Genomic DNA, 21,789 nt, shown 5'->3' with positions numbered 1-21,789 from the left:
CAGGGTGACACAACATCAATATATCTTATAAGGCATGACAGTAGGTGTTTTTATTATTAAGTATAATATTTTGTGATTTATTTGAAGAAAATTTAGGGATATAAGCATAGCCACTAATGGGATTTATAATAATGCATATATGCTCATTTTGATTATTAGATAATCTTATAATGCAATCATTATTAAAAGAAGCAAGTTTATCATAAGCACGTGTAGCATTTTTTAAAGGCGTATATAAACGACCATAACCATCAAAAACTAAACGCGTACTTCCTTTACAAGCACCTTCAAACAAAACTTTAGATATACCATAAGTTTTTTCTATATTATATTTTAAATTTGCTTTGAAATCATTTTGATTTATCACTCCACTTTGACCTGAGTTCATTAATATATCTGGATTGATAAGATCAACAGCTATTTCTCTGTCTTTATTGATCATATTTTTACCTATGTTTGCATTGCCATCGCCGTTTTTATCTAAAAAAATGGTATAAGTTTGTTCATTATTAGTGGCAGATTTTGAACGTATAAAATACAGCTGCCATTTAGCCTTAAACCACTCTCGTTTAGCAATGTTAAATTCTTTAACTCTAAAATCATTTTGCATTAAAGCTAAATGTCTTGTGTATTTAATATCATTTAAAACTTGCTCAGCTCCCAAGCGCAAATAATCAGGTTTATAATAAACATAAGCCATAGAAAATAATAAGGATAATATTATACAAACAAAAACCAGTTCTATTAAAGTAAAAGCTTGTTTCATTTTATAAAATAATATACTTTATGCTTACCTAAACTAACATAGATTTTACTAGCTTTTTTACTAGAATGAAGCTCTAGTTTACCCTTAGAAATACCATAAAATTTAAGTCTTAAGGCTAGTTCTTTATCTTGTGTAGCAATATGTGTGAGATTGTGTTGTTTTAAATTTAGAGCTAATTCTTTAGCTATGTGATAATCATAGGCAAAATGTCTTTTGGGATCTTTTAATAAATAATAAAAACTTTGATTAAAAACAATACCAAGATAAAAAAATAATAAAAATACCAAAGAACATTCTATAAAAATTTTATGTTTTAGGCGCAATTGTGGCATTCTTGAACGATAAGAAGACATTAAATAACGAATCAACAAAGGCGTACAAACCACACAAAAAGGTAAAAAATCTTCTAAAAAAAGTCTTTGTCTTATAGAAAAAATTAAACAAAAAACAAAAGTACTTGCACTAATAAACCATAAAAGTGGCTTATCATCTTGTAAAAGAATTCTATAAACAACATAAAAAAAATAAAGAAAAATCAAAGGCGAAAAACAAGCTGCAAAAATACCCAAAGTATCCAAAAAATACCCCTTAGGCTTTCCACTTGCATCAAACCCATAAACACTCATTGCGATAGCAAATAAAATCAAAGAACATATAATAAGTAATTTATCTTTTTTATAAATAGCAAAAAAGAAAAAAGATAAGTATAAAATTGCAAAATTTCCATCTACAAAAAGAACTAAAACCAATAAAATATAAAATAAAAATATTTTCTTATATTCAAATAATACTAAAATTAAAAGCGTAAAAAATATTACAATGCTTGATTCATTAATAAGTAAAGCACTAGCTACACTACCAGGGAGCAATATAAAAAGCACAACAGAAATAAAAGCATCAAAAGAAGTTTTGGTGTATCTTAAAGCTAAAATGTATAATAAAATACAGCTTAAAGAATGCAATAAAACAAAAGGTAGTCTTAACCCAAAGTCATTTTGACCAAAAAGAGTAGTGCCAAATTTAGCAATCATAGCAATTAAGCTATGATCATAAAAATAAATTTGTGCTTCATTGTAGCTTATAGATAAAGTGCTTATGCCATACAATAAAGCACAAAAATCAAAAAATAAAACGGCTAGCAAATACCTTTTCATTTTTGATTAGTCAAGTTTTACAGGTCCATTACTTGCGTGAGATTGTAAAAATCTTAAAATTCTATCTTTTTCTGCATCAGTAATTTTTGCAAACCCTTGCATAGCAGATAAGTATGCATCCCATTCTTCCATTAAATGTTCTTTTGGTTTATGTGCTGCATGACAACTTGTACAGGTATCATAATAAGTTAATTCTATCTCATCCCAAGCAAGAATTTCTTGATCGGTTAAATCTTTACTCTTAACTAAAAATTCCATTTCATTGCTTGCATTTTTAGCATTTAAAGTAAGCAAAAGATAAATTCCATCTTTAGTATAAGCAAGACTTTTTGGATTTGTCTCCACAACCTCGCCTTTAACTTTAATCAAAGAATATTCACCCTCTTCTTTTATAAGCTCTACTTTAGAGCCTTCATAAATTTGCCCTACCACTTTTTTACTAGCACTATCTAAAAGATCTACTTTTTCATTAAAAATAAACATATCTTTAGCAAATAAAGCACTAGCTAAAAAAGTCAATACCAATATAATCTTCTTCATTATTAAGCTCCTATAATTTCTGGTGGTGTAGTTGAGTTATAAGGTTTTATAACTTCTTTTAGCTTTTTAATACCCACTAGACAAGTATTAACACTAGTTGCTTGAGCCATAGTTGAAGTTGGTCTTGAACTTGTTAAAACATTTACATGACCTGCATTGCATCTTGGCTTGCTATCGCTTACATCTTCAGGATCATACCAAGCACCCTCTTGGATACTAATAACCCCTTCCATAATATTATCTGTTACGAAAGCCCCTGCTAAAAGCGATCCACGATCATTATATACTTCTACAACTTCTCCGTGTGTAATACCAAGTTTTTTAGCATCATTTGTATTAATCATCACAGGCTCTCTACCTTGAATTTTATACAAATCTCTCACCCAAGTATTATCAAGCTGAGAATGCACTCTATATCTTGGGTGTGGGCTTAACAAATGGAAAGGATATTTTTTAACTAATTTTTCATTACCTAACCACTCAGCTGGTTCAAACCAAGTTGGATGTGCTTTAAAATCTTCTAAATTGTATTTTTCAAATTTTGGTGAATAAATTTGAATTTTTCCACTTTCTGTTGCAAGTTTATTTGCTATAGGATCAGCTCTAAATTCAGAGTGTCTTACGAAATTATAAGCTTCTTTTGGAGTTTCAAAATGAATAAATCCTTGTTTCCAAAAATCAGCAAATTCCATATAATAAGGACAATCACTTCTGCCATAAAAACCTTCAAGCCACTGCTCTTTTGTTTTATTTCCGGTGAATTTTTTATGCTCTCTTTCACCTATTCTTTTTGCCAATTCTTCAAAAATATCATAATCATTTCTACTTTCAAAATAAGGCTCAATTACTTTTTTCATAGCATAAACATAATCTTGAGAATAAGAACCACCAAAACTAATATCATCTCTTTCTAAAGTTGTAGTTGAAGGCAATACAATATCAGCCATTTTTGCCATAGGCGTCCACCAAGGCTCATGTACGATTAATGTATCAAGAGTTCTTAAAGCTTTGATAAGCTCATTTGTATCTGGATGATGACCCAATACAGAAGCACCTACTACATACATAAGTTTGATTTTTGGATAGGTAATTTCTTTACCTTTAAACTTAACTGTTTTGCCTGGATTTAATATTGCTTCTGAAATTCTACTTGCAGGGATATTAGTATCAAGATTATTTTTACCTTGCGGTAAACCTACTGGTAATCTTACACCTGAAAATGCTTGTCCGCCACCTGAATAGTGCATTGAAAAACCAAATCCACCACCAGGTAAACCCACTTGACCTATCATTGAAGCTAAAACCATTAAAGTCCAATCAGCTTGTTCACCATGGTGTGCTCTTTGCATAGCCCAGTTACCTGCTAAGAAAGTTCTATTTTTTACAAAAGTATCTGCTAATGCGGTAATAACTTTTTCTTCAACACCGGTAATATTTGCAGCCCAAGCTGGAGTTTTATCAATACCATCAGTTTTTCCAAGTAAATAAGGTAAGAATTTGTCAAAACCATCAGTATATTTTTCAATGAATTTTTTATCGTATTTTCCACTTTTATATAAATAATTCATCATACCAAGCATTAAAGCTACATCGGTATTTGGACGAATTTTAATCCACTGAGCATTTAAAATCTCTGCTGTTTGAGTATATTGAGGATCAATACTAATAAATTTGATATTTGATTTGCTGTATTTTTTATAATACTCATCATTACCACGATTTGCAACTTTAAAGTCAATTTGATTACATTTATAAAGATCAGCTCCCCATAAAACATAAACTTGGGTATTTTCTAAAATCACCTCATGAGAAGTTTGTAAAGAATAAACTTCTAAATCCCCTACTATACTAGCATTAACCTTACCAGCAGCTCCATTACTATACTCTCCATCAGTGCCGATGTGACCACCTAAAGCTGTATTAAAAAATCTTCCTGCTACTGAGTTACAATTGTGCAATAAACCTACATGCCCCCAAGCACCATAACTTGCATTAAATAAATTTTCAATAGGAGTTTCTTTTAATTTTTGCAATACAAGCTCTAAAGCTTTTTCCCAGCTTACTCTTACAAAAGGTTCTTTACCTCTTAATTTAGGTCTTTTTTTACCTTCTAAGAAACTTTTTCTAACACAAGGATATTTTACCCTAGTATCTGAATAAGTTCTATCAATGATAGCATCAGTGATAATAGAAGGATGTTTGTCAGATTGTTGTGGTGCAACTTTTACAAGTTTTCCTTCTGAATTTACTTCAGCCCAAAAAGCACCAAAGTGAGTAGCGTGAGGAATTTTTTTAGTATCATAAAATTTAGTTCCCTCACTTGCAGCTATTAAAGGATTAACCGAAGCAATCGCTGAAGTAGCAGCAAGTCCTTTTAGAAATTTTCTTCTTGTTAAACTCATAAGACATCCTTTCTTAACAAAATAAAGTCAATATATATTATAGCATTTGTATTTGATTTAAAGCTAAATTTTAATACTCCAAAAAAAGTCAATCCACTCTTTAGCCTCTTTTATATAAAACTCAGGGATTAATAATGCTGAAGGTTTATAAAAAACACTTGCTACTTTGAGTTCTAAATGAGGATATTTTTCCATTAAAACTCTTTTGATTTCTATCATAGTTTCACCACTATCTATAATATCATCTATCAAAAGAATTTTTTTGTATGAACCAAGATCAGGGATATTAAAAATTTTAATCGTATCTAACTTTTGGGTATCTTCATAATGAATGGAATTTAAAGAAAATAAGTTTCTATTACCCATACCTTCTGCTAAAAAATGACCCAAAGTCATACCACCTCTTGCAATGGCAAGTAACACATCAGGATTAAATTCTTCCTTAATTTTGCGCGTAAAAGGAATAATTTCTTTTTGAAATTCTTCATAAGCATAATAATACATAATCACTTCCTATAAAAATTGTAATAAAAATACTAATAATGAAATCGCACTTAATACAATAATACCAAGGTTAATTTTATCAAATTCTTTTTGCATAATACGCATAAATAAATATGCAATAAATCCAAAAGCAAAACCTGTGGTAATAGAATAAGTTAGTGGCATCATAATGATAATAAAAAATGCACTCACTGCTATAGCTTTATCTTTAAAATTAATATTTGCAACTTCCATAAACATTAAAACACCAACAAGTACCAAAATAGGATAAATAGAATTTGCAGGAATAGCTTTAAATACTGGAAGCAAAAATAAGGTAAAAACAAAACATATAGCAGTAACTAAAGCTGTAAGTCCTGTCCTACCTCCTGCTTCAACACCTGCTGAGCTTTCTACAAAAGCAGTTACAGTAGAAGTTCCAACAACTGCTCCCATAGCCGAACTTGCTGCATCAGCGCCTAAGGTTTTACCTAATTTTTTCTCACCTTGTTTTGGATCATCAAATATTTTTCCTCTTGAGCCTACACCTGTGATTGTACCCACACTATCAAAAAGCTGAGTAACAAAAAAAGTAAGTACTATAGGAATCATACTAAGCTCTAAAGCTCCTTTAATATCAAGCTTACCAAATATAGCACTTAAACCATTATCTCCACTAATAACTGGTAAAGATAAAAGTTGCTCAGGAAATTTAGCTCCATCAATACCAAAAATCCAAGCACACAAAGCACTTACAAAAACAGCTAAAATAAACGCAGCTTTAATCCTCCAAGCCCAAAAAACAAAAACCAAAAACAAACCAAACAATCCAAAAAGCACTTTAGTACTTGAAAAATCGCCCAAACCCACTAAAGTTGCTTCGCTTTTGGTGATAATCCCCATTTGCACAAGCCCCATAAAGGCTATAAAGGTTCCAATACCTGCTGATATGGCTTTTCTTAAATCATTTGGTATGCTTTTTATTACCCAAATTCTAAAATTAGTAAAAGATAATAAAGTAAAAACAATACCCGATAAAAACACCGCTCCCAAAGCACTTTGCCAAGGAATTTGATAGGTATTACACACACTAAAAGTAAAATACGCATTTAGCCCCATACCCACACTCATAGCCACAGGAGTATTAGAGAAAAAAGCACTAAAAGTAGTAGCTATAATAGTTACTAAAGCAGTTGCGACAATTAAAGCTTCTAGTGGCATACCTGAATTACTCATAATATTTGCATTAACCGGTATAATATAAATCATTGCTAAAAAAGTAGCAATACCTGCATAAATTTCAGTTTTTACATCACTATTATGTTCTTTAAGTTTAAAAAAATCCATTTTTATCCTTAATAAGTTTTTAATTCATTATACAAACTATCTCGTTCTATTGCTATATAGCCTGAACTTTGAATCATTTCTATAAAAGTTTTTAAACTCAAGCCATTTGAACTTTTTGCGCCACCTGCACTTTGTATGCTTTCTTTTTCTATAGTACCATCTAAATCATTTGCACCAAAATCTTGAGCTACCATAGCTAAATTTATACCCATAGTTGCCCAATAAGCTTTAATATTTTTAATATTATCAAGCACTATCCTTGCTATAGCTAAGGTTTTTAAAATTTCTACCGAGCCAAGCGGTTTTTTACCTGTAATAAAACTATTATCTTGTTGCCAAACCAAAGGAATAAAAGCATTAAAACCACCAGTTTGATCTTGAAGATTTCTCAATCTTATCATATGATTAGTTCTATTTTCTCTATTTTCTATATGCCCAAAAAGCATTGTGGCGTTACTTTGTCTGCCTTTTTCATGCCAAAGTTTATGAATTTTTAACCAATTTTCACTACTTACTTTACCATGACAAATTTTTTTTCTAACTTCCTCATCAAAAATTTCAGCCCCACCACCTGGCATAGAATCAACGCCATATTCAAGCATTTTTTCTATCACTTCTTCATAGCTCATATTAAAAGCCCTGCTTAAAAAATCAACCTCAGCAGCAGTTAGGGCTTTAATATGTAAAAATGGATATTTTTCTTTAATCATTTTAAAAATTTCCAAATACCACTGCCATGAAGTGTTTTTATTGTGTGCTGAAACAATATGAATTTCTTTGGTATCTCTTAAAACTGTTTCATCGACTATTTTCATTATCTCTTCGTGGGACATAGTATAAGGATTAGGATTTTTCCTGTGTGCTGAAAAAGCACAAAATTTACAAGTATCTGCACATATATTTGTAGGATTAATATGGCGATTGATATTAAAATAAACCTTTTTACCATGCAAATTAGTTCGAATTCTTTGTGCGTATTTGCCTAAAGTAAAAAGCTCTAAATCCCAAAGCTTGTTAGCTTCTTCTTCATTTAATCTTTCTTGATTTTCTAGTTTTTCTATAATTGTTTGCATATTCTTACCATTTTTTAAATTTAAATTACAATTATAATTTTAACTTACTTAAAATTTAATACAAAGTATTTTTGGTATGATACTAGTAAAATTAAATAAGGATTATTATCAAGTTATGGATATACAAAAAATTCAAAAATTAAAAAATTCTTTAAAAGATTATGAAGCTTATTGTTCTAGACTTTTTTTAAAACAAGGCTCGTTTAGTTTTTATCACTCTAAAGAAATTGATCGTTTTATAGAAGATGTTTACGAGCTTGTTTTGAATGATTTTTTTGATGATTATTTTCCGCATAATGATAAATTCCCTTTTTGTATTATCGCTATTAAACAATATGCTAAAATGAATTTAAGTATAAAAGAAAATGTTGATTTATTGCTTATTTATAAAGATATAAAAGCTTACAATATCAAGCCTTTAATGAAAGCATTTATTACTTCATTAAATGATATTAATTTAAATATCAATTATCAAATTTGTGAAATAAATGGACTTTATAATATAGCTAAAAACGAGCTAAAACAAAATATTTTACAATATCGTTATATTTGCGGATCTAAAATTTTATTCAAACAAATCAAAGAAAAAATTTCTCAAGCTCAAGATGAATTAAAAGAAGAATTTGCTTTAAAAATCTTGCAAGAATTTAACCCTTATCATCAACCTTTAATCAAGCAAGAATTTAATATTAATAAAAATTTTGGTGGTTTAGATGAGCAACTTGATATAGAAAATTTAAGTATATTATTTAAAGATTCTCCTAAAAATTATATGCTTAATTTTATCAACGAAAAAGAATTAAGCGAATTTAAACTTGCAAGTGATTTTTTATTTTCACTTAAATGTGCAATGAATCTTTTAGAAGGTAAAAACACTAATTTATTTTTAATACAAAATTCACAAGAACTTGCTAACTTAATGCAAAAAAAAGAAAAGAAAAATTTAGATCTTAAATCCATACTTATTCAAAAAGCCATGCAATGTATGCAAACTTGTGGAATTTATACGCAATTTTTAGCAAGGTGCATTCAAGAAAAACACTATAAAGATAATGAACTTTATGAAACACAAGATAGCTTTTTTACTTATTCTAACAAAAGTGAAAACCTAAACTTGATATTAAATCAACTTTTAAAATTAGATGATAAAGATTATAATTTTGATATCAAACTCATTTTTGCATTAAAAAGAGCAGAAAATAAAAATGAAAATTTAGAATTATTCAAGAAAATTTTAGAAAGAAAGCATTCTTTTGCTCTTTTAAAACTTCTTGCTAATGCTAATATTTTAAAAGATTTTTGCAAACCTCTTACTCAAAGCAAATTCTTACTTGAAGAAGAAGGTGTTTATAGCGCATTAGATAGAGCATTGCTTTGCTTAAAATACTTTGAAGAAAAAGATTATGATTTTGATGAAAATACACTTTTAATAATAAAACTCACCATACTTTTAAGTGCTATTCACGAAGAAAATGAAATTTCTTTAGCAAATATTTACAGGGCTTATGTAGGAAAATTCCAAATTGATAATGAACTTTTAGATTTTGGCTTAAGATTGTATAAAAATTTTAACGCTTTTAAAGACATTATAGAAAAAGAAGATATTTATAATTCTACTATTGTTTTAAATTTTATTTCCAAATTAAATGATATAAATACCTTAAAAACCTTACATCTTTTATCTTTTTGCAATGCTAAGGCTTTGGGTATAGAAAATCATTTTTATTATAAAAGTTTAGAAAGATTATTTCAAAATGCATTAGAAGGCTTTGAGGATGAGAATTTAATTGATGAGAGCCAAAGAAGAGTAAAAAAAGAACAAACCCTAAAAAGAAGTAAGGCTTTTTTAGATCTTGATGAACAAACTCAAAATAATATTACTCATATTAAATCCAATTTATTTTTTATAAAAAATAGTTTTGAAAAAATCATTAAAATAACGCAAATTACACAAAAAGAAAATTTTACTTTTTGGCTTGATAATCAAGATAATTTTACCCTAGAGCTTATAATGAATAGAAAAAATAATCTTGAAAATATACTCAACACTTTAAGTTCTTTAAATTTAGTCTTTATGAGTTTCTTTGAATTATTTGATGAAAAAGTTTATTTGAAATTTGAATATTCAGATATAGTAAGTGATACTCAAAAACAAAGTTTAGAAAATTTACTTAATTCTAAATTGCATTTAAAAGTACAAAAAAAGGCAAAAAAACCAAACATTAAAAAAGATGAATTAAAATTAGATATGAATTACTCCAAAAGCTATGCCAAAATAACCTTAAACACAAAAGATCAAAAAGGTTTAATGGCTTATGTGATGGATGTACTTGCAAGATATGATATTATCTTAAGTGCAGCAAAAATTCAAACCATAAAAGAAAGAACGCGAAATGTTTTGATTTTGCATAAAAATGAAAGCTTGCAAGATCATAAAGATCAAATTCTTAAATCACTAATAAGCGAGTAAAAGATGTGTGGAATAGTAGGATATATAGGGACCAAAGAAAAGAAAAAAATCATATTAGAAGGCTTAAAAGAGCTTGAGTATAGAGGTTATGATAGCGCTGGCATAGCAGTAATGAAAGATGGAGAGTTAGACTTTTTTAAAGCGGTTGGAAAATTAGAAAATTTAGCTAATAAAACTGCTAATTTTAATAGTGATGGCTTTGGACTTGCTATAGGCCATACGCGTTGGGCAACCCATGGAAAACCAACTGAAATAAATGCTCATCCACATTTAGGACAATACTCTTGCGTAATACATAATGGAATCATAGAAAATTACCAAGAATTAAAAACAAAACTCACACAAGAAGGTATTAATTTTCTAAGTCAAACTGACACTGAAGTTATTGTACATTTATTTGAATACTATGCAAGTAATTTAGAACCATTTGAAGCTTTTAAAAAAACTATAGCTGAACTAAAAGGTGCTTTTGCAATCTTACTTGTGAGTAAAAAAGATCCTAATACAATTTATTTTGCTAAAAATGCTGTGCCACTCATCATCGGAAAAAATGGCGATGAAAATGAATATTATTTTGCATCAAGTGATGCGCCTTTAGTTTCTTTAGTGGATAAAGTAGCTTATCTTGAAGATGGGGATTATGGATATGTGAATTTAAACGAATGCAAAATTTGCCATGATCAAGCTTGCATACAACCTGCTTTTGTAGCTTTAAGTCAAGATAAAAGTTATGCTCAAAAAGATGGTTATAGATTTTTTATGGAAAAAGAAATTTATGAGCAAAGTAGAGTTTTAGGCGAAGTTTTAATGGGACGCTTACAAGGTGAGCAGATTGTTTTTGAAGATATAGATGAAACTCTTTTGCAAAACATAGATGAAATAACACTTTGTGCTTGTGGCACAAGCTATCATGCAGCATTAAGCGGGGCTTATTTGCTTGAAAGACTTGCAAAGATTAAAACTAAAGTTGAAGTAGCAAGTGAATTTAGATACAGAGAAGCCATTATAGGCAAAAATACTCTTTTTATAGTAATCTCTCAAAGCGGTGAAACGGCTGATACACTTGAAGCTTTAAAAATAGCAAAAGCACAAGGAGTTAAAACTTTAGCAATATGCAATGTGGATAATTCAAATATCGTGCGTTTGGCTGATATATCATTACTTACTAGAGCGGGCATTGAAAAAGGTGTGGCTTCAACTAAAGCTTTTGCCACTCAAGTAGCAACTTTATGGATGCTTGCAATCTATCTTGCACAAAAAGCAAATTTAGATATGAGTAAAGAAATCAAAGCCCTAAGAAGCTTGCCAAGTATAGTTAAAGTTGAACAAAACTTGCATGAAAAAGTGCATAGAATTTCAAAAAGATACCTACATGGCCATGGCTTCTTCTTTATAGGAAGAGATGTATTTTATCCACTAGCATTAGAAGGGGCTTTAAAATTAAAAGAAATTTCATACTTGCATGCTGAAGGATATCCAGCAGGTGAAATGAAACATGGGCCTATTGCTCTAGCAGATAGCGAGCTTTTTACCGTTGCACTAATGCCGCAAAATTGCCTTTATGAAAAAACCAAATCAAATGTAGAAGAATTAGCTGCAAGGGATTCTACCCTACTTGCTATTTCTCCACTTGATTTTGATTTAAGCGATGATTTTATAAGAACTTCAAAACAAGAACACTATATGTGTGAATTTTTTGAAATGATGGTGATCTTACAGCTTCTTGCCTTAGAAGTTTCTATAAGACTTGGTAATGATGTAGATATGCCAAGAAATTTAGCAAAAAGTGTTACCGTAGAATAAATATTTTGTGTAGTTTTGAAAAAACTACACTTTTTTAAAAAATTTTATAAATACTTCTTAAATTATAAGCAAACTTTAGGGTTTATTTGGTTTAAATATCATATCTTATTTTATTACAAGGAAAAGCCATGGAATATAGAATCGAACACGATACTATGGGAGAGATTAAAGTTCCTAATGATAAATATTGGGGTGCACAAACTGAAAGAAGTTTTGAAAATTTTAAAATTGGTTGTGAAAAAATGCCAAAAGTTTTAATTTATGCTTTTGCAAATCTTAAAAAATCTTTGGCTTTAGTAAATAACAAACTTGGCAAATTAGATGATGCTAAAAAAAATGCTATTGTGCAAGCTTGCGATGAAATTGTAGCAGGAAAATTTGACGATAATTTCCCACTAGCAATATGGCAAACAGGTTCAGGCACTCAAAGTAATATGAATATGAACGAAGTTATAGCAAATCGTGCTACTGAAATTATGGGTGGTGATTTTAGAAAAGAAAAACTTGTTCATCCAAATGATCATGTAAATATGAGCCAAAGCTCAAACGATACCTTTCCAACTGCTATGAGCATAGTTTCAGTAGAACAAGTAGAAAAAAAACTTATCCCTGCTTTAGATGAGCTTATTGCGACTTTTGAAAAGAAAGTAAAAGAATTTGAAGGGATTATTAAAATAGGAAGAACTCACCTTCAAGATGCTACACCACTTACCCTAGCTCAAGAATTTAGTGGATACCTTTCTATGTTACTTCACTCAAAAGAGCAAATCATCGCTTCTTTGCCTACATTAAGAGAGCTTGCAATAGGTGGGACAGCTGTTGGCACAGGATTAAATGCACATCCAGAACTTAGTGAAAAAGTAAGCGAGGAATTAAGCAAGCTTTTAGGCACTAAATTTGTTTCAAGTCCAAATAAATTCCATGCACTAACAAGCCATGATGCTATTAATTTTACCCATGGAGCTATGAAAGGCTTAGCTGCAAATTTAATGAAAATAGCAAATGATATTAGATGGCTAGCAAGTGGCCCTAGATGTGGTCTTGGAGAGTTAAACATACCTGAGAATGAACCAGGAAGTTCCATCATGCCAGGTAAGGTTAATCCTACTCAATGTGAAGCTTTAACTATGGTTGCAGTGCAAGTTATGGGAAATGATGCAGCTATTGGTTTTGCAGCAAGCCAAGGAAATTTCGAGCTTAATGTTTTTAAGCCTGTGATTATTTATAATTTCTTGCAAAGCCTTGATTTATTAGCTGATGCTATGCATTCATTTAATATCCACTGTGCTGTTGGCATAGAGCCAAATAAAGAAAAAATAGATCATAATTTACATAATTCTTTAATGCTAGTAACTGCATTAAATCCACACATTGGTTATGAAAATGCAGCTAAAGTAGCAAAAAATGCCCATAAAAAAGGCATTTCTTTAAAAGAAAGTGCTATGGAGCTTGGCTTGGTAAGTGAAGAAGACTTTGCTAAATTTGTAGATCCTACAAAAATGATAGGACCAAAAAAATAATCAAAAGACTAGGAATAATCCTAGTCTTTTCTTAAAGGTTAGTATGATTTATGAAAATGATTATTTATTTATAGAAAAAGAAAATTCTCAAATTCCTTGGGTGAAAATTTTTACTAAAGAAAATTACAGAGAATTAAGTGATTGTCCAGCCTTTTTGCAAAATATGCTTTTTCAATATGTTTTAGCTTGTGAATTAAGCCTTAGAGAGTACTATAACCCAGAAAAAATCAACATAGCTTCCTTTGCAAACTATGTACCAAGAGTGCATTTTCATGTTATGGCACGTTTTAAAGAAGATGGGTTTTTTCCTGAATGCATGTGGGGAAAACAGCAAAGAGAAATTAAGGATTTAAATTTACCTGACTTTGAAGGATTTATATCAATTTTACTTAACAAAATAAAAAATATTCATGTTTAAAAAATTTATTAATTCTAGCTATATAGCTTTATTGAATCATCCACTTGGAGTTATTTTTTATTTATGTTTTTGGTTTTTTGTAGCATTTTTTAATGATTCATACCAAACTAGTATTTTTTTACTTTTAACCCTATTTATAATTTTTTGTGAAACATTCACTGAATCAAAAAGCAATTTAATACAAAATTATAAAAGTTTGAAAAATTTATGGGTTGGATTTTTTGGGCTAATTTTTTATATATTTTTAAATTTTATTTTTAAAGATGGTATAGAAAATTATTTAATATTTTTTACTAATAATTCTTTGTATATTTCCTTAACAACAGCTCTTATAGCTTTAGTATGTGCAAGAAAATTATATGATTTTAATTATTTTCATCATTTTTTAGCTGCCATTTCTTTTAGTATAAGCTTTTGGTTCATTTTTGGTATATTTTTGGCTATATTTTATGGTTCATTTGATTTTTTATTTGATATTTCTTCAAGCATGTTAGATTCTTGTGTTTTATCATTATGGCTTTGTAGTGCTGGAATTTTTTCTTTATTTTTACTTGGCAATTTTACTTCATACAATTTTCATAAAATTTTTATATTTATACTAAATATTTTTAGTGCTTTATATATAATCATGCTTTTTACCTATGGTTTAGGAGCATTATTTAATCTTTTAGAAAATCTTAGTATAGTTCATTTATGTCTTTGGTTTGGTAGTTTTTTATTAATTAATCTTTGGATAAATTTATCTTTTTATAAAATCAAAAAATCATTACTTTATGCCTTTTTTATTGTGGTACTATCACTAAATATTTTCGTATTTTATGCTATTATAATTAGAATTGCACAATATGGCTTTACACCAGAACGCTTAGCAGTATTAGCTTTAAATTTATGGCTTTTGATTGCAAATTATCTAAGCGTGTTTAAACAAAAAATAGCATTAAAATTTTCTTTTTATCTACTTGCACTTATGGCGCTATTTTTAGGATTTTTTGCAAATTACATAAGTTTTTCTTCACAAAAATATCAATTGCAAAAATTAGAAATCTCTATACATTCTTTAAATCTTGATTATATTCAAAGCAGGCAATATTATAATCAAATTAAAAGTATCAAAAACACCTTGCATAATCTTAATAAAAATTATAATAACAATTATAGTTTTGATGATTTTTTAAAAACTTATAATTTAACTCATTTAAAACCACAAAAGATAGAATTTCACAATATGTCCAAAAAATTTCATCCAAAATACTCCAAATTAAAAGAAAATTACGATGAAGTATTATTTGATTTTGTTGCTAATTCAAGCGACTTTAAATATTTTATGAAGATTGATAATAATACCTTATATTTTTTACTTCAGGAAAAAGAACTTTTAAAGCTTGAAAATTTTGACAAAATCTTAAAAAATTATCAGAAAAATTCACAATTAAGCTACAAACTTAGCAATAACTCGTCTTTGATTTTTATCCCTTTGGAATTTGACATTAATATAAAAGGTCAAATAACTTTTTTCAAAACTCATATTTTCATTAAAAACACCAAATAGACTTTATTTATGCAAATTTTCAAATCTGCACAAATAATAAATCACACAAAGCTTAATTCCAAATTTGCCACCATTTTTTATTTTGCTGTTTTAATTTTTGCATTAAAATATTTTGATTTTTTAATGCAAATTCATTTTCTTCATCAAGCTTTAATAATTCTTTAGTACACTCTAAAGCTTGCTCGTATTCTTTTAGCTCTTCTAAACACTGAATTTTTCCCACCAAAGCATCAGTATTTTCTTTTGTTATCTTTAAGCAATCTTCATAACATTGCAATGCATCGTGAAAATCACCTAAATTTCTTAAACACTCTGCCTTATAATAATGTGTCCAATTTTGACTTTCATCTAAATTTAAAGCCATATTAAGATATTTTATAGCTTCTTTAAAATCTTGCGAATACACTTTAACTGCACCCATAAAATGATAACACTCATATGATTTTGGTTCAAGCTCACTTGCTTTTTTTGCTGCTTTGAAGCTTTCATCATATTTTCCTAAAAAGCTTAAAATTTGTGCTTTTTCTATCCAATACTCCCCAATATCATCAATTATTTTTAAGCATTCATTGATATCTTTTAAAGCTTCATTATATTTTTCAAGATTTCTTTTACATTTTGCTCTATGAAAATATGATTCATCATCTTCTTCATTACTTAAAATCACACTATCGTAGCATTTTATCGCTTCATCAAACATATAAAGATCTTCATAACAAAGCCCCTTATAATACTTTGCTCCATTATGGTTTTTATCAATTTTTAAAGCCTTATTTAAATCTTCTATAGCTTCTTCTTCTAAGCTTAAATTATATTTAGCAATTCCTCGCCAAAAATAAAGTTTAAAATTATTTTTATCCACCTTATACGCTGCATTACAATAAGCTATTAATTCTTCATAAGATTCAAGTTCTTTTGCACAATATGCTCTTTCAAGTAATACATCTTTTAAATCAATATAATCTTTATATGTTTTTATAAGCTCATTGTATTCATCCATAGCTTCTTGAAATCTTTCAAGCTTGCTTTTGATCCAAGCTCTTTGAGAAAGAGAATTAACATAATCTTGAGTATTATTTTGCTTTTTATAGTATTTAACAGCTAATTCGCTATCTTCTAAAGCTTCCTCGTATTTTTCAAGATCAGATTTTAAATAAGCCCTATTAAAAAACACATCAGGATATTCTTTTTGATATTTCAAAGCTTTTTCATAACTTATCAAAGCTTCATCATATTTGTCTATTTCATATAAACTATTACCCAAATGATAAAAACCATAAGGAACTGCGTGTTCAAGTTCTGCCAATTCTGATGGAGTAAAATCATGCTTTCTTGCTCTTTCTTGATAATATTTAGCTGCTAAATCAAAATCTTCTATAGCCTCTTCAATCATTTTTAGGTTAATTTTAGTATTGCCTCTATTAATATATGCTTGAGCGTATTCTTCATAAAGCTCAATTGTTTTATCATAATATTTCAAAGCTTGTTCATAATCTTTTAGATCATACAAAACTCTAGCTAATGCAAAACATGGATATTGTAAATTTTCATCTAATTCAATTGATTTTTTAAAAGCATCTATTGATAATTCTATCTTTTCTAGATCTTTATAAATATGTCCCAAAATCAAATATGCCATTGCGTTTTCATTGTCTAATTCAATAGATTTTAAACAATCTTGCAAAGCTCCTTCTAAATCATCAACCTTGCGTTTATTATTAGCCCTTTTATAATACGCATCAGCAAAACTCTCATCTTGCTCAATCGTCTTAGTAAAAAATTCTATAGCTTTTTGATAATCTTCCAAATTCTCACAAGCTACACCTTGATAATAAAAAATCTGCGAGGATTCAAATCCTAAATCTTGAGACTTTTTAAAATCAATCAAAGCTTGTTTTGGATCAACACTAAGCAAAGTAATGGCTCTAGTATAATAAGCCATATAATATTCTGGAGCCAAATCAATACAAGTTTGCAAATCTTTTAAAGCTTTTGTGTGCTCATCTAAAAGTATATAAACTCTAGCCCTATTAAAATATGCTAAATAATATGCATTATCCAGTGCTATAGTTTTATTAAAAGCCAAAAGTGCTTCTTGTAATAAATCTAATTTAAAATTACATAGACCCAAAAGATTAAATAAAAATACATTACTAGGATCAAATTCTACAGCTATGGTTGCATCTTTAAGTGCTTCTTGAAATTTCAAACAATTAAATCTACAAAGCGCTCTATTATGGTAAGCTTCTAAAAGCAAACGATGTTTGTCCTCATCATCTATAAAAATCATTTTACCATCTTGAGCAAGCGTAACCTCGCCTTTGCAAAAAGCTATAAGTTCACTTAAAACCTCATCGCATTTTTCAAATTCTGAATTTTCAAAATATTCTTTAGCTAAATCTGATAATTCAGTGATTAGATTATCCAAATATTAATCCTAGTTTTGATTTTCTTTATTTAGATTTTTTAAAAATTCTTCTATATTATATTTTGCTCTATAAGTTTCACTCATTAAATGAATTAAAATATCACCTAAATCAAGTACAGTCCATTCTTCACTACTTTCTATATTTAAAAACTCTTCACCCTTACTTTTAAGATTGGTTTTTAAATCATCAATCAAAGAAAGCGCATGTCTTTCCCCCATAGTAGTAGCAATCACTACAAATTTAACAAAATAATCTTTATCTTGCATATCAAAAGTTTCTATTAAATCTGCTTTTTTATCATCTAAAATCTGTACTATATTATTAATTCTTTCTTGCATTATTTTCCTTTTGTTAAATATTTTTAAATTTAGAATAATAAAGCTTAACTTCTTCTTTGATTTGCTCACAAACTTGCGATGTTTGCAAGGTTTCTCTTATAAAAGAAGAAGAGATATTTACTTTAGTATCTAAAGTTTTAAAATGTTTTGGTATAAAAATACCATCTCTTTTAGCTACAACAAATTCTACCAAATTTTGCAATCTTTCAAATTCATGCCATTTTTCAAGACTTTGTAAATGATCGGCTCCCAAAATAAGATAAAATTTAGAAATTTCATATTGCTTATGCAAAAAATCAACACTTTCTATACTAGGTACGGGTCTTTGTTTTTTTATTTCAAAATCACAAATTTCAACTTTTTCCAAACCTCCCCAAATCATTTCACACCATTTTAAGCGTCTTTGCTCATTTGCGGTAAATTCTTGCTTAAAGGGGCTAATAAAAGTTGGCATAATAATGAGTTTATCAAGCTCTAAATTTGCTAGTGCATTAAAGACTATAGCATTATGCCCTAAATGGGGTGGATCAAAACTGCCACCAAAAAGTGCGATTTTCATTAAAATTTAACCTTTTTTTAGTAGAATTTTACCTACTTAATCATAAAAAGGAAATGAAAATGGCTGTAAAAGTTGCAATAAATGGTTTTGGACGCATTGGAAGATGTGTTGCAAGAATTATTATGAAGCGCGATGGTATCGAACTTGTAGCGATTAATGATACTACTGATATAGAACTTACTAAATATCTTTTTAAATATGACACCGTTCATGGGGTATACGATGGTAGTGTTGAAAATGATGGTGATGATTTAATAATTGATAATAAAAAAATAAAAGTTTTAAAAAGCAGAAATGTAGCGGATTTAGACTTTGCAAAATATGGTGCACAAATTGTTTTAGAGTGTACTGGTGCACACTTAACTATGGAAAAATGTCAAGGATTTTTAGATCATGGGGTGCAAAAAGTTATCATGAGTGCACCTGCAAAAGATAAAACTCCAACTTATGTTTTAGGAGTAAATGCTCACGAATATAAAGGCGAAAACATCATCTCAAATGCAAGTTGCACCACTAACTGCCTAGGACCAATTTGTAGAGTTTTGCAAGATAATTTTGGCATAGAAAAAGGTTTAATGACTACTATACATGCCTACACAAACGGACAAAGCATTATTGATGCAAAAGCAAGAGATAAAAGAAGATCACGTGCTGCTGCGCAAAATATCATTCCTACATCAACTGGTGCAGCAAAAGCTATGAAGCTTGTTATGCCTGAGCTTGATGGAAAATTACACGGTCAAAGTATGCGTGTACCTGTAGCTGATGTATCAACTGTGGATTTAACTGCAACTTTAAAGAAAAAAGTAAGTAAAGAAGAAATCAATGAAGCCTTTAGAAAAGCAGCTGCTAGCAATTTAAAAGGTATATTATTGGTTGATGATGAAGAAAGAGTTTCAAGTGATTTTATAACTTGCTCTTATGGTGCGATTGTAGCAAGTGATTTAACTCAAGTTATTTGTGATGATTTTGTTAAAGTGGTTGCTTGGTATGATAATGAATGGGGATATTCTTCTCGTTTAGTAGATATGGCAGTATTTGTAGCAAAGGCTTAAGATGAGTAGTATTTTATCGATTAAAGATATTGATCTTGCAAAGAAAAAAGTATTTATTAGATGTGATTTTAATGTTCCTCAAGATGAGTTTTTAAATATCACTGATGATCGTCGTATTCGCTCGGCTATCCCTACTATAAGATATTGTTTAGACAATGGCTGTGCAGTTATTTTAGCTTCACATTTAGGGCGTCCAAAAGAAATAGCTTCAAAATACTCTTTAGAGCCAGTTGCAAAAAGACTTGCGCGTTTAATGGCTAAAGAAGTCATCATGGCTAAAGATGTTATAGGTGAAGATGCAAAGAAAAAAGCTAGCGAATTAAAATCAAGTGAAATTTTGCTTTTAGAAAATTTACGCTTTGAAAAGGGTGAAACCAAGAATGATGAAAACTTAGCTAAAGAACTTGCTTCTATGGCTGATGTTTATATTAATGATGCTTTTGGGGTTTGCCATAGAGCTCATGCTAGCGTTGAAGCTATTACAAAATACTTTGATAATGCAAATAAGGGTGCAGGATTTTTACTCCAAAAAGAAATCGAATTTGCAAGCAATCTCATCAAACACCCTGCACGACCTTTTGTGGCAGTAGTAGGTGGTTCTAAAGTAAGTGGGAAATTGCAAGCTTTGACTAACTTACTTCCAAAAGTAGATAAGCTCATCATAGGTGGTGGTATGGCCTTTACTTTCTTAAAAGCTCAAGGTTATGATATAGGAAATTCTCTCTTAGAAGAAGATTTAATTGAAGAAGCGAATAAAATCTTGCTCAAAGGTAAAAATCTAGGGGTGAAAATTTATCTTCCTGTGGATGTTACAGCAGCACAAACTTGCTCTCAAGAAGCAGTAATGAAATACACTCCTGTGCAAGAAATTCCTGCGGGTTGGATGGGGCTTGATATAGGTCCTGCTAGTGTAAGGTTGTTTAAAGAAGCACTTTCTGATGCTCAAACTATATGGTGGAATGGACCTATGGGGGTTTTTGAAATCGATAAATTCTCAAAAGGCAGTATTAAAATGAGCCATTATATTAGCGAATCTCATGCAACAACTGTAATAGGTGGTGGTGATACTGCTGATGTTGTAGCAAGAGCAGGTGATGCTGATGAGATGACTTTCATTTCAACCGGCGGTGGAGCATCATTAGAGCTTATAGAAGGAAAAGAGCTTCCTGGTGTAAAACCTTTAACCATAAAGGATAATGAATGATTTTTGCAGCAAATTTAAAGTGTAATCATACAAGATCAAGCTTTGAACTTTACGCTCAAAAATTAAACCAAAACTTAAACAAAGAAGATGAAATTTTCATCTTCCCTCCTAGCATAGCTTTCTTAAAAGACAATTTTTCATTTCAACAAGGCGCGCAAAATTTCTACCCTTGCGAAAATGGAGCATATACTGGGGAAATAGGTAAAATTCACTTAGAAGAATTTAATATCAAAAGCGTTTTAATAGGCCATTCTGAAAGAAGAGCTTTAAAGGAAGATGAAAGCTTTTTAAAGGCTAAATTTGACTTTGCAAAAAATCTTGATTTTAATATCATTTATTGCATAGGCGAAAGCTTAGAAACTAAAAAAGCTAACAAAAGCTTGGATTTTTTAAAAAAACAAATTGAAAATATTGATCTATCTTATAAAAAACTTATCATAGCTTATGAACCTATTTATTCTATAGGTACAGGAGTTAGTGCTAATCTTGATGATATCAACACTATACTTAATTTCTTAAGAGAATTTACTAATGCTAAGCTTTTATATGGTGGAAGTGTTAATCAAAGCAATATTAAAGAAATTTGTGCTTTAAAAAATTGCGATGGAGTATTGATAGGTTCAGCTGCATTAAATGCAAATGATTTTTTAAATATGATACAAATAACTAAAGGTTAAAA

At 29.4% G+C, this 21,789-nt stretch carries 18 protein-coding genes; 8 read left to right on the top strand and 10 right to left on the bottom strand.

From position 1 onward, the window contains the following. Nucleotides 1-25: 25 nt before the first annotated feature. The 7 genes from L8V77_RS03175 to mqnE all read right to left on the bottom strand — a co-directional run bounded on the left by L8V77_RS03175 (nucleotide 26) and on the right by mqnE (nucleotide 7,765). Nucleotides 26-766, bottom strand: coding sequence for a Tfp pilus assembly protein FimT/FimU (locus L8V77_RS03175; protein WP_263706653.1), 741 nt, complete (start codon nucleotides 764-766; stop codon nucleotides 26-28). Beyond that, nucleotides 763-1,920 (bottom strand): hypothetical protein, encoded by a 1,158-nt coding sequence (locus L8V77_RS03170; RefSeq protein ID WP_263706652.1) that lies wholly within the window; start codon nucleotides 1,918-1,920, stop codon nucleotides 763-765. The genes L8V77_RS03175 and L8V77_RS03170 overlap by 4 nt, the downstream gene beginning before the upstream one ends. 6 nt (nucleotides 1,921-1,926) lie before the next feature. Next, a complete protein-coding gene (locus L8V77_RS03165) occupies nucleotides 1,927-2,460 on the bottom strand; it encodes a hypothetical protein (RefSeq protein WP_149062121.1) in 534 nt (177 codons plus the stop codon). Between the two features lie 2 nt (nucleotides 2,461-2,462). Continuing rightward, complete coding sequence (locus tag L8V77_RS03160) at nucleotides 2,463-4,862, bottom strand: molybdopterin guanine dinucleotide-containing S/N-oxide reductase (RefSeq protein WP_263706651.1); 2,400 nt, start codon at nucleotides 4,860-4,862, stop codon at nucleotides 2,463-2,465. A 63-nt stretch (nucleotides 4,863-4,925) separates the two neighbouring features. After that, entirely contained in the window at nucleotides 4,926-5,366 is a 441-nt protein-coding gene (locus L8V77_RS03155; RefSeq protein ID WP_263706650.1) for a phosphoribosyltransferase, read from the bottom strand. 9 nt (nucleotides 5,367-5,375) lie between these two features. Beyond that, nucleotides 5,376-6,692, bottom strand: a complete 1,317-nt coding sequence (locus tag L8V77_RS03150) for an NCS2 family permease (RefSeq protein ID WP_263678593.1) — start codon at nucleotides 6,690-6,692, stop codon at nucleotides 5,376-5,378. 8 nt (nucleotides 6,693-6,700) lie between these two features. Further along, on the bottom strand, nucleotides 6,701-7,765 hold the full coding sequence (gene mqnE, locus L8V77_RS03145; protein WP_263706649.1) for an aminofutalosine synthase MqnE: 1,065 nt from the start codon (nucleotides 7,763-7,765) through the stop codon (nucleotides 6,701-6,703). Between the two features lie 115 nt (nucleotides 7,766-7,880). On the opposite strand from mqnE, the gene L8V77_RS03140 reads away from it, so the two are divergent. From L8V77_RS03140 to L8V77_RS03120, 5 genes are all read left to right on the top strand, one after another. Next, a complete protein-coding gene (locus L8V77_RS03140; protein WP_263706660.1) occupies nucleotides 7,881-10,235 on the top strand; it encodes a nucleotidyltransferase in 2,355 nt (784 codons plus the stop codon). A gap of 3 nt (nucleotides 10,236-10,238) precedes the next feature. Further along, a complete protein-coding gene (gene glmS, locus L8V77_RS03135; RefSeq protein ID WP_263706647.1) occupies nucleotides 10,239-12,038 on the top strand; it encodes a glutamine--fructose-6-phosphate transaminase (isomerizing) in 1,800 nt (599 codons plus the stop codon). 128 nt (nucleotides 12,039-12,166) lie between these two features. Continuing rightward, the gene (gene fumC / locus L8V77_RS03130) at nucleotides 12,167-13,558 is read left to right on the top strand and encodes a class II fumarate hydratase (protein ID WP_263663843.1); all 1,392 of its coding nucleotides are present in this window, start codon (nucleotides 12,167-12,169) and stop codon (nucleotides 13,556-13,558) included. A 43-nt stretch (nucleotides 13,559-13,601) separates the two neighbouring features. Then, nucleotides 13,602-13,976, top strand: coding sequence for an HIT family protein (locus L8V77_RS03125; RefSeq protein ID WP_263674815.1), 375 nt, complete (start codon nucleotides 13,602-13,604; stop codon nucleotides 13,974-13,976). Between the two features lie 196 nt (nucleotides 13,977-14,172). Then, entirely contained in the window at nucleotides 14,173-15,525 is a 1,353-nt protein-coding gene (locus L8V77_RS03120; RefSeq protein ID WP_263706646.1) for a hypothetical protein, read from the top strand. A gap of 52 nt (nucleotides 15,526-15,577) precedes the next feature. On the opposite strand, the gene L8V77_RS03115 is transcribed toward L8V77_RS03120, so the two are convergent. Genes L8V77_RS03115 through nadD form a run of 3 tightly spaced genes read right to left on the bottom strand, consistent with a single transcriptional unit; the run spans nucleotide 15,578 to nucleotide 18,851 of the window. Continuing rightward, nucleotides 15,578-17,953 carry a tetratricopeptide repeat protein gene (locus L8V77_RS03115; protein ID WP_263706642.1) on the bottom strand — a complete coding sequence of 792 codons (2,376 nt, stop codon included), beginning with the start codon at nucleotides 17,951-17,953 and terminating at the stop codon, nucleotides 15,578-15,580. A 9-nt stretch (nucleotides 17,954-17,962) separates the two neighbouring features. Beyond that, a complete protein-coding gene (gene rsfS, locus L8V77_RS03110; protein WP_263706639.1) occupies nucleotides 17,963-18,292 on the bottom strand; it encodes a ribosome silencing factor in 330 nt (109 codons plus the stop codon). Nucleotides 18,293-18,305: 13 nt separating this feature from the next. After that, nucleotides 18,306-18,851, bottom strand: coding sequence for a nicotinate (nicotinamide) nucleotide adenylyltransferase (gene nadD, locus L8V77_RS03105; protein WP_263678587.1), 546 nt, complete (start codon nucleotides 18,849-18,851; stop codon nucleotides 18,306-18,308). 59 nt (nucleotides 18,852-18,910) lie between these two features. On the opposite strand from nadD, the gene gap reads away from it, so the two are divergent. Genes gap through L8V77_RS03090 form a run of 3 tightly spaced genes read left to right on the top strand, consistent with a single transcriptional unit; the run spans nucleotide 18,911 to nucleotide 21,787 of the window. After that, the gene (gene gap / locus L8V77_RS03100) at nucleotides 18,911-19,906 is read left to right on the top strand and encodes a type I glyceraldehyde-3-phosphate dehydrogenase (RefSeq protein ID WP_263706638.1); all 996 of its coding nucleotides are present in this window, start codon (nucleotides 18,911-18,913) and stop codon (nucleotides 19,904-19,906) included. Nucleotide 19,907: 1 nt separating this feature from the next. Then, on the top strand, nucleotides 19,908-21,110 hold the full coding sequence (locus L8V77_RS03095; RefSeq protein WP_263674809.1) for a phosphoglycerate kinase: 1,203 nt from the start codon (nucleotides 19,908-19,910) through the stop codon (nucleotides 21,108-21,110). Further along, on the top strand, nucleotides 21,107-21,787 hold the full coding sequence (locus L8V77_RS03090; protein WP_263706637.1) for a triose-phosphate isomerase: 681 nt from the start codon (nucleotides 21,107-21,109) through the stop codon (nucleotides 21,785-21,787). The genes L8V77_RS03095 and L8V77_RS03090 overlap by 4 nt, the downstream gene beginning before the upstream one ends. Nucleotides 21,788-21,789 lie beyond the last annotated feature (2 nt).

Origin of the sequence: Campylobacter sp. IFREMER_LSEM_CL2127 (assembly GCF_025771745.1) — a bacterium.
Classification (GTDB): Bacteria; Campylobacterota; Campylobacteria; order Campylobacterales; family Campylobacteraceae; genus Campylobacter_D.
The sequence above is the reverse complement of the archived record's forward strand: the minus strand, read 5'-3'. Positions and strand labels throughout refer to the sequence as shown.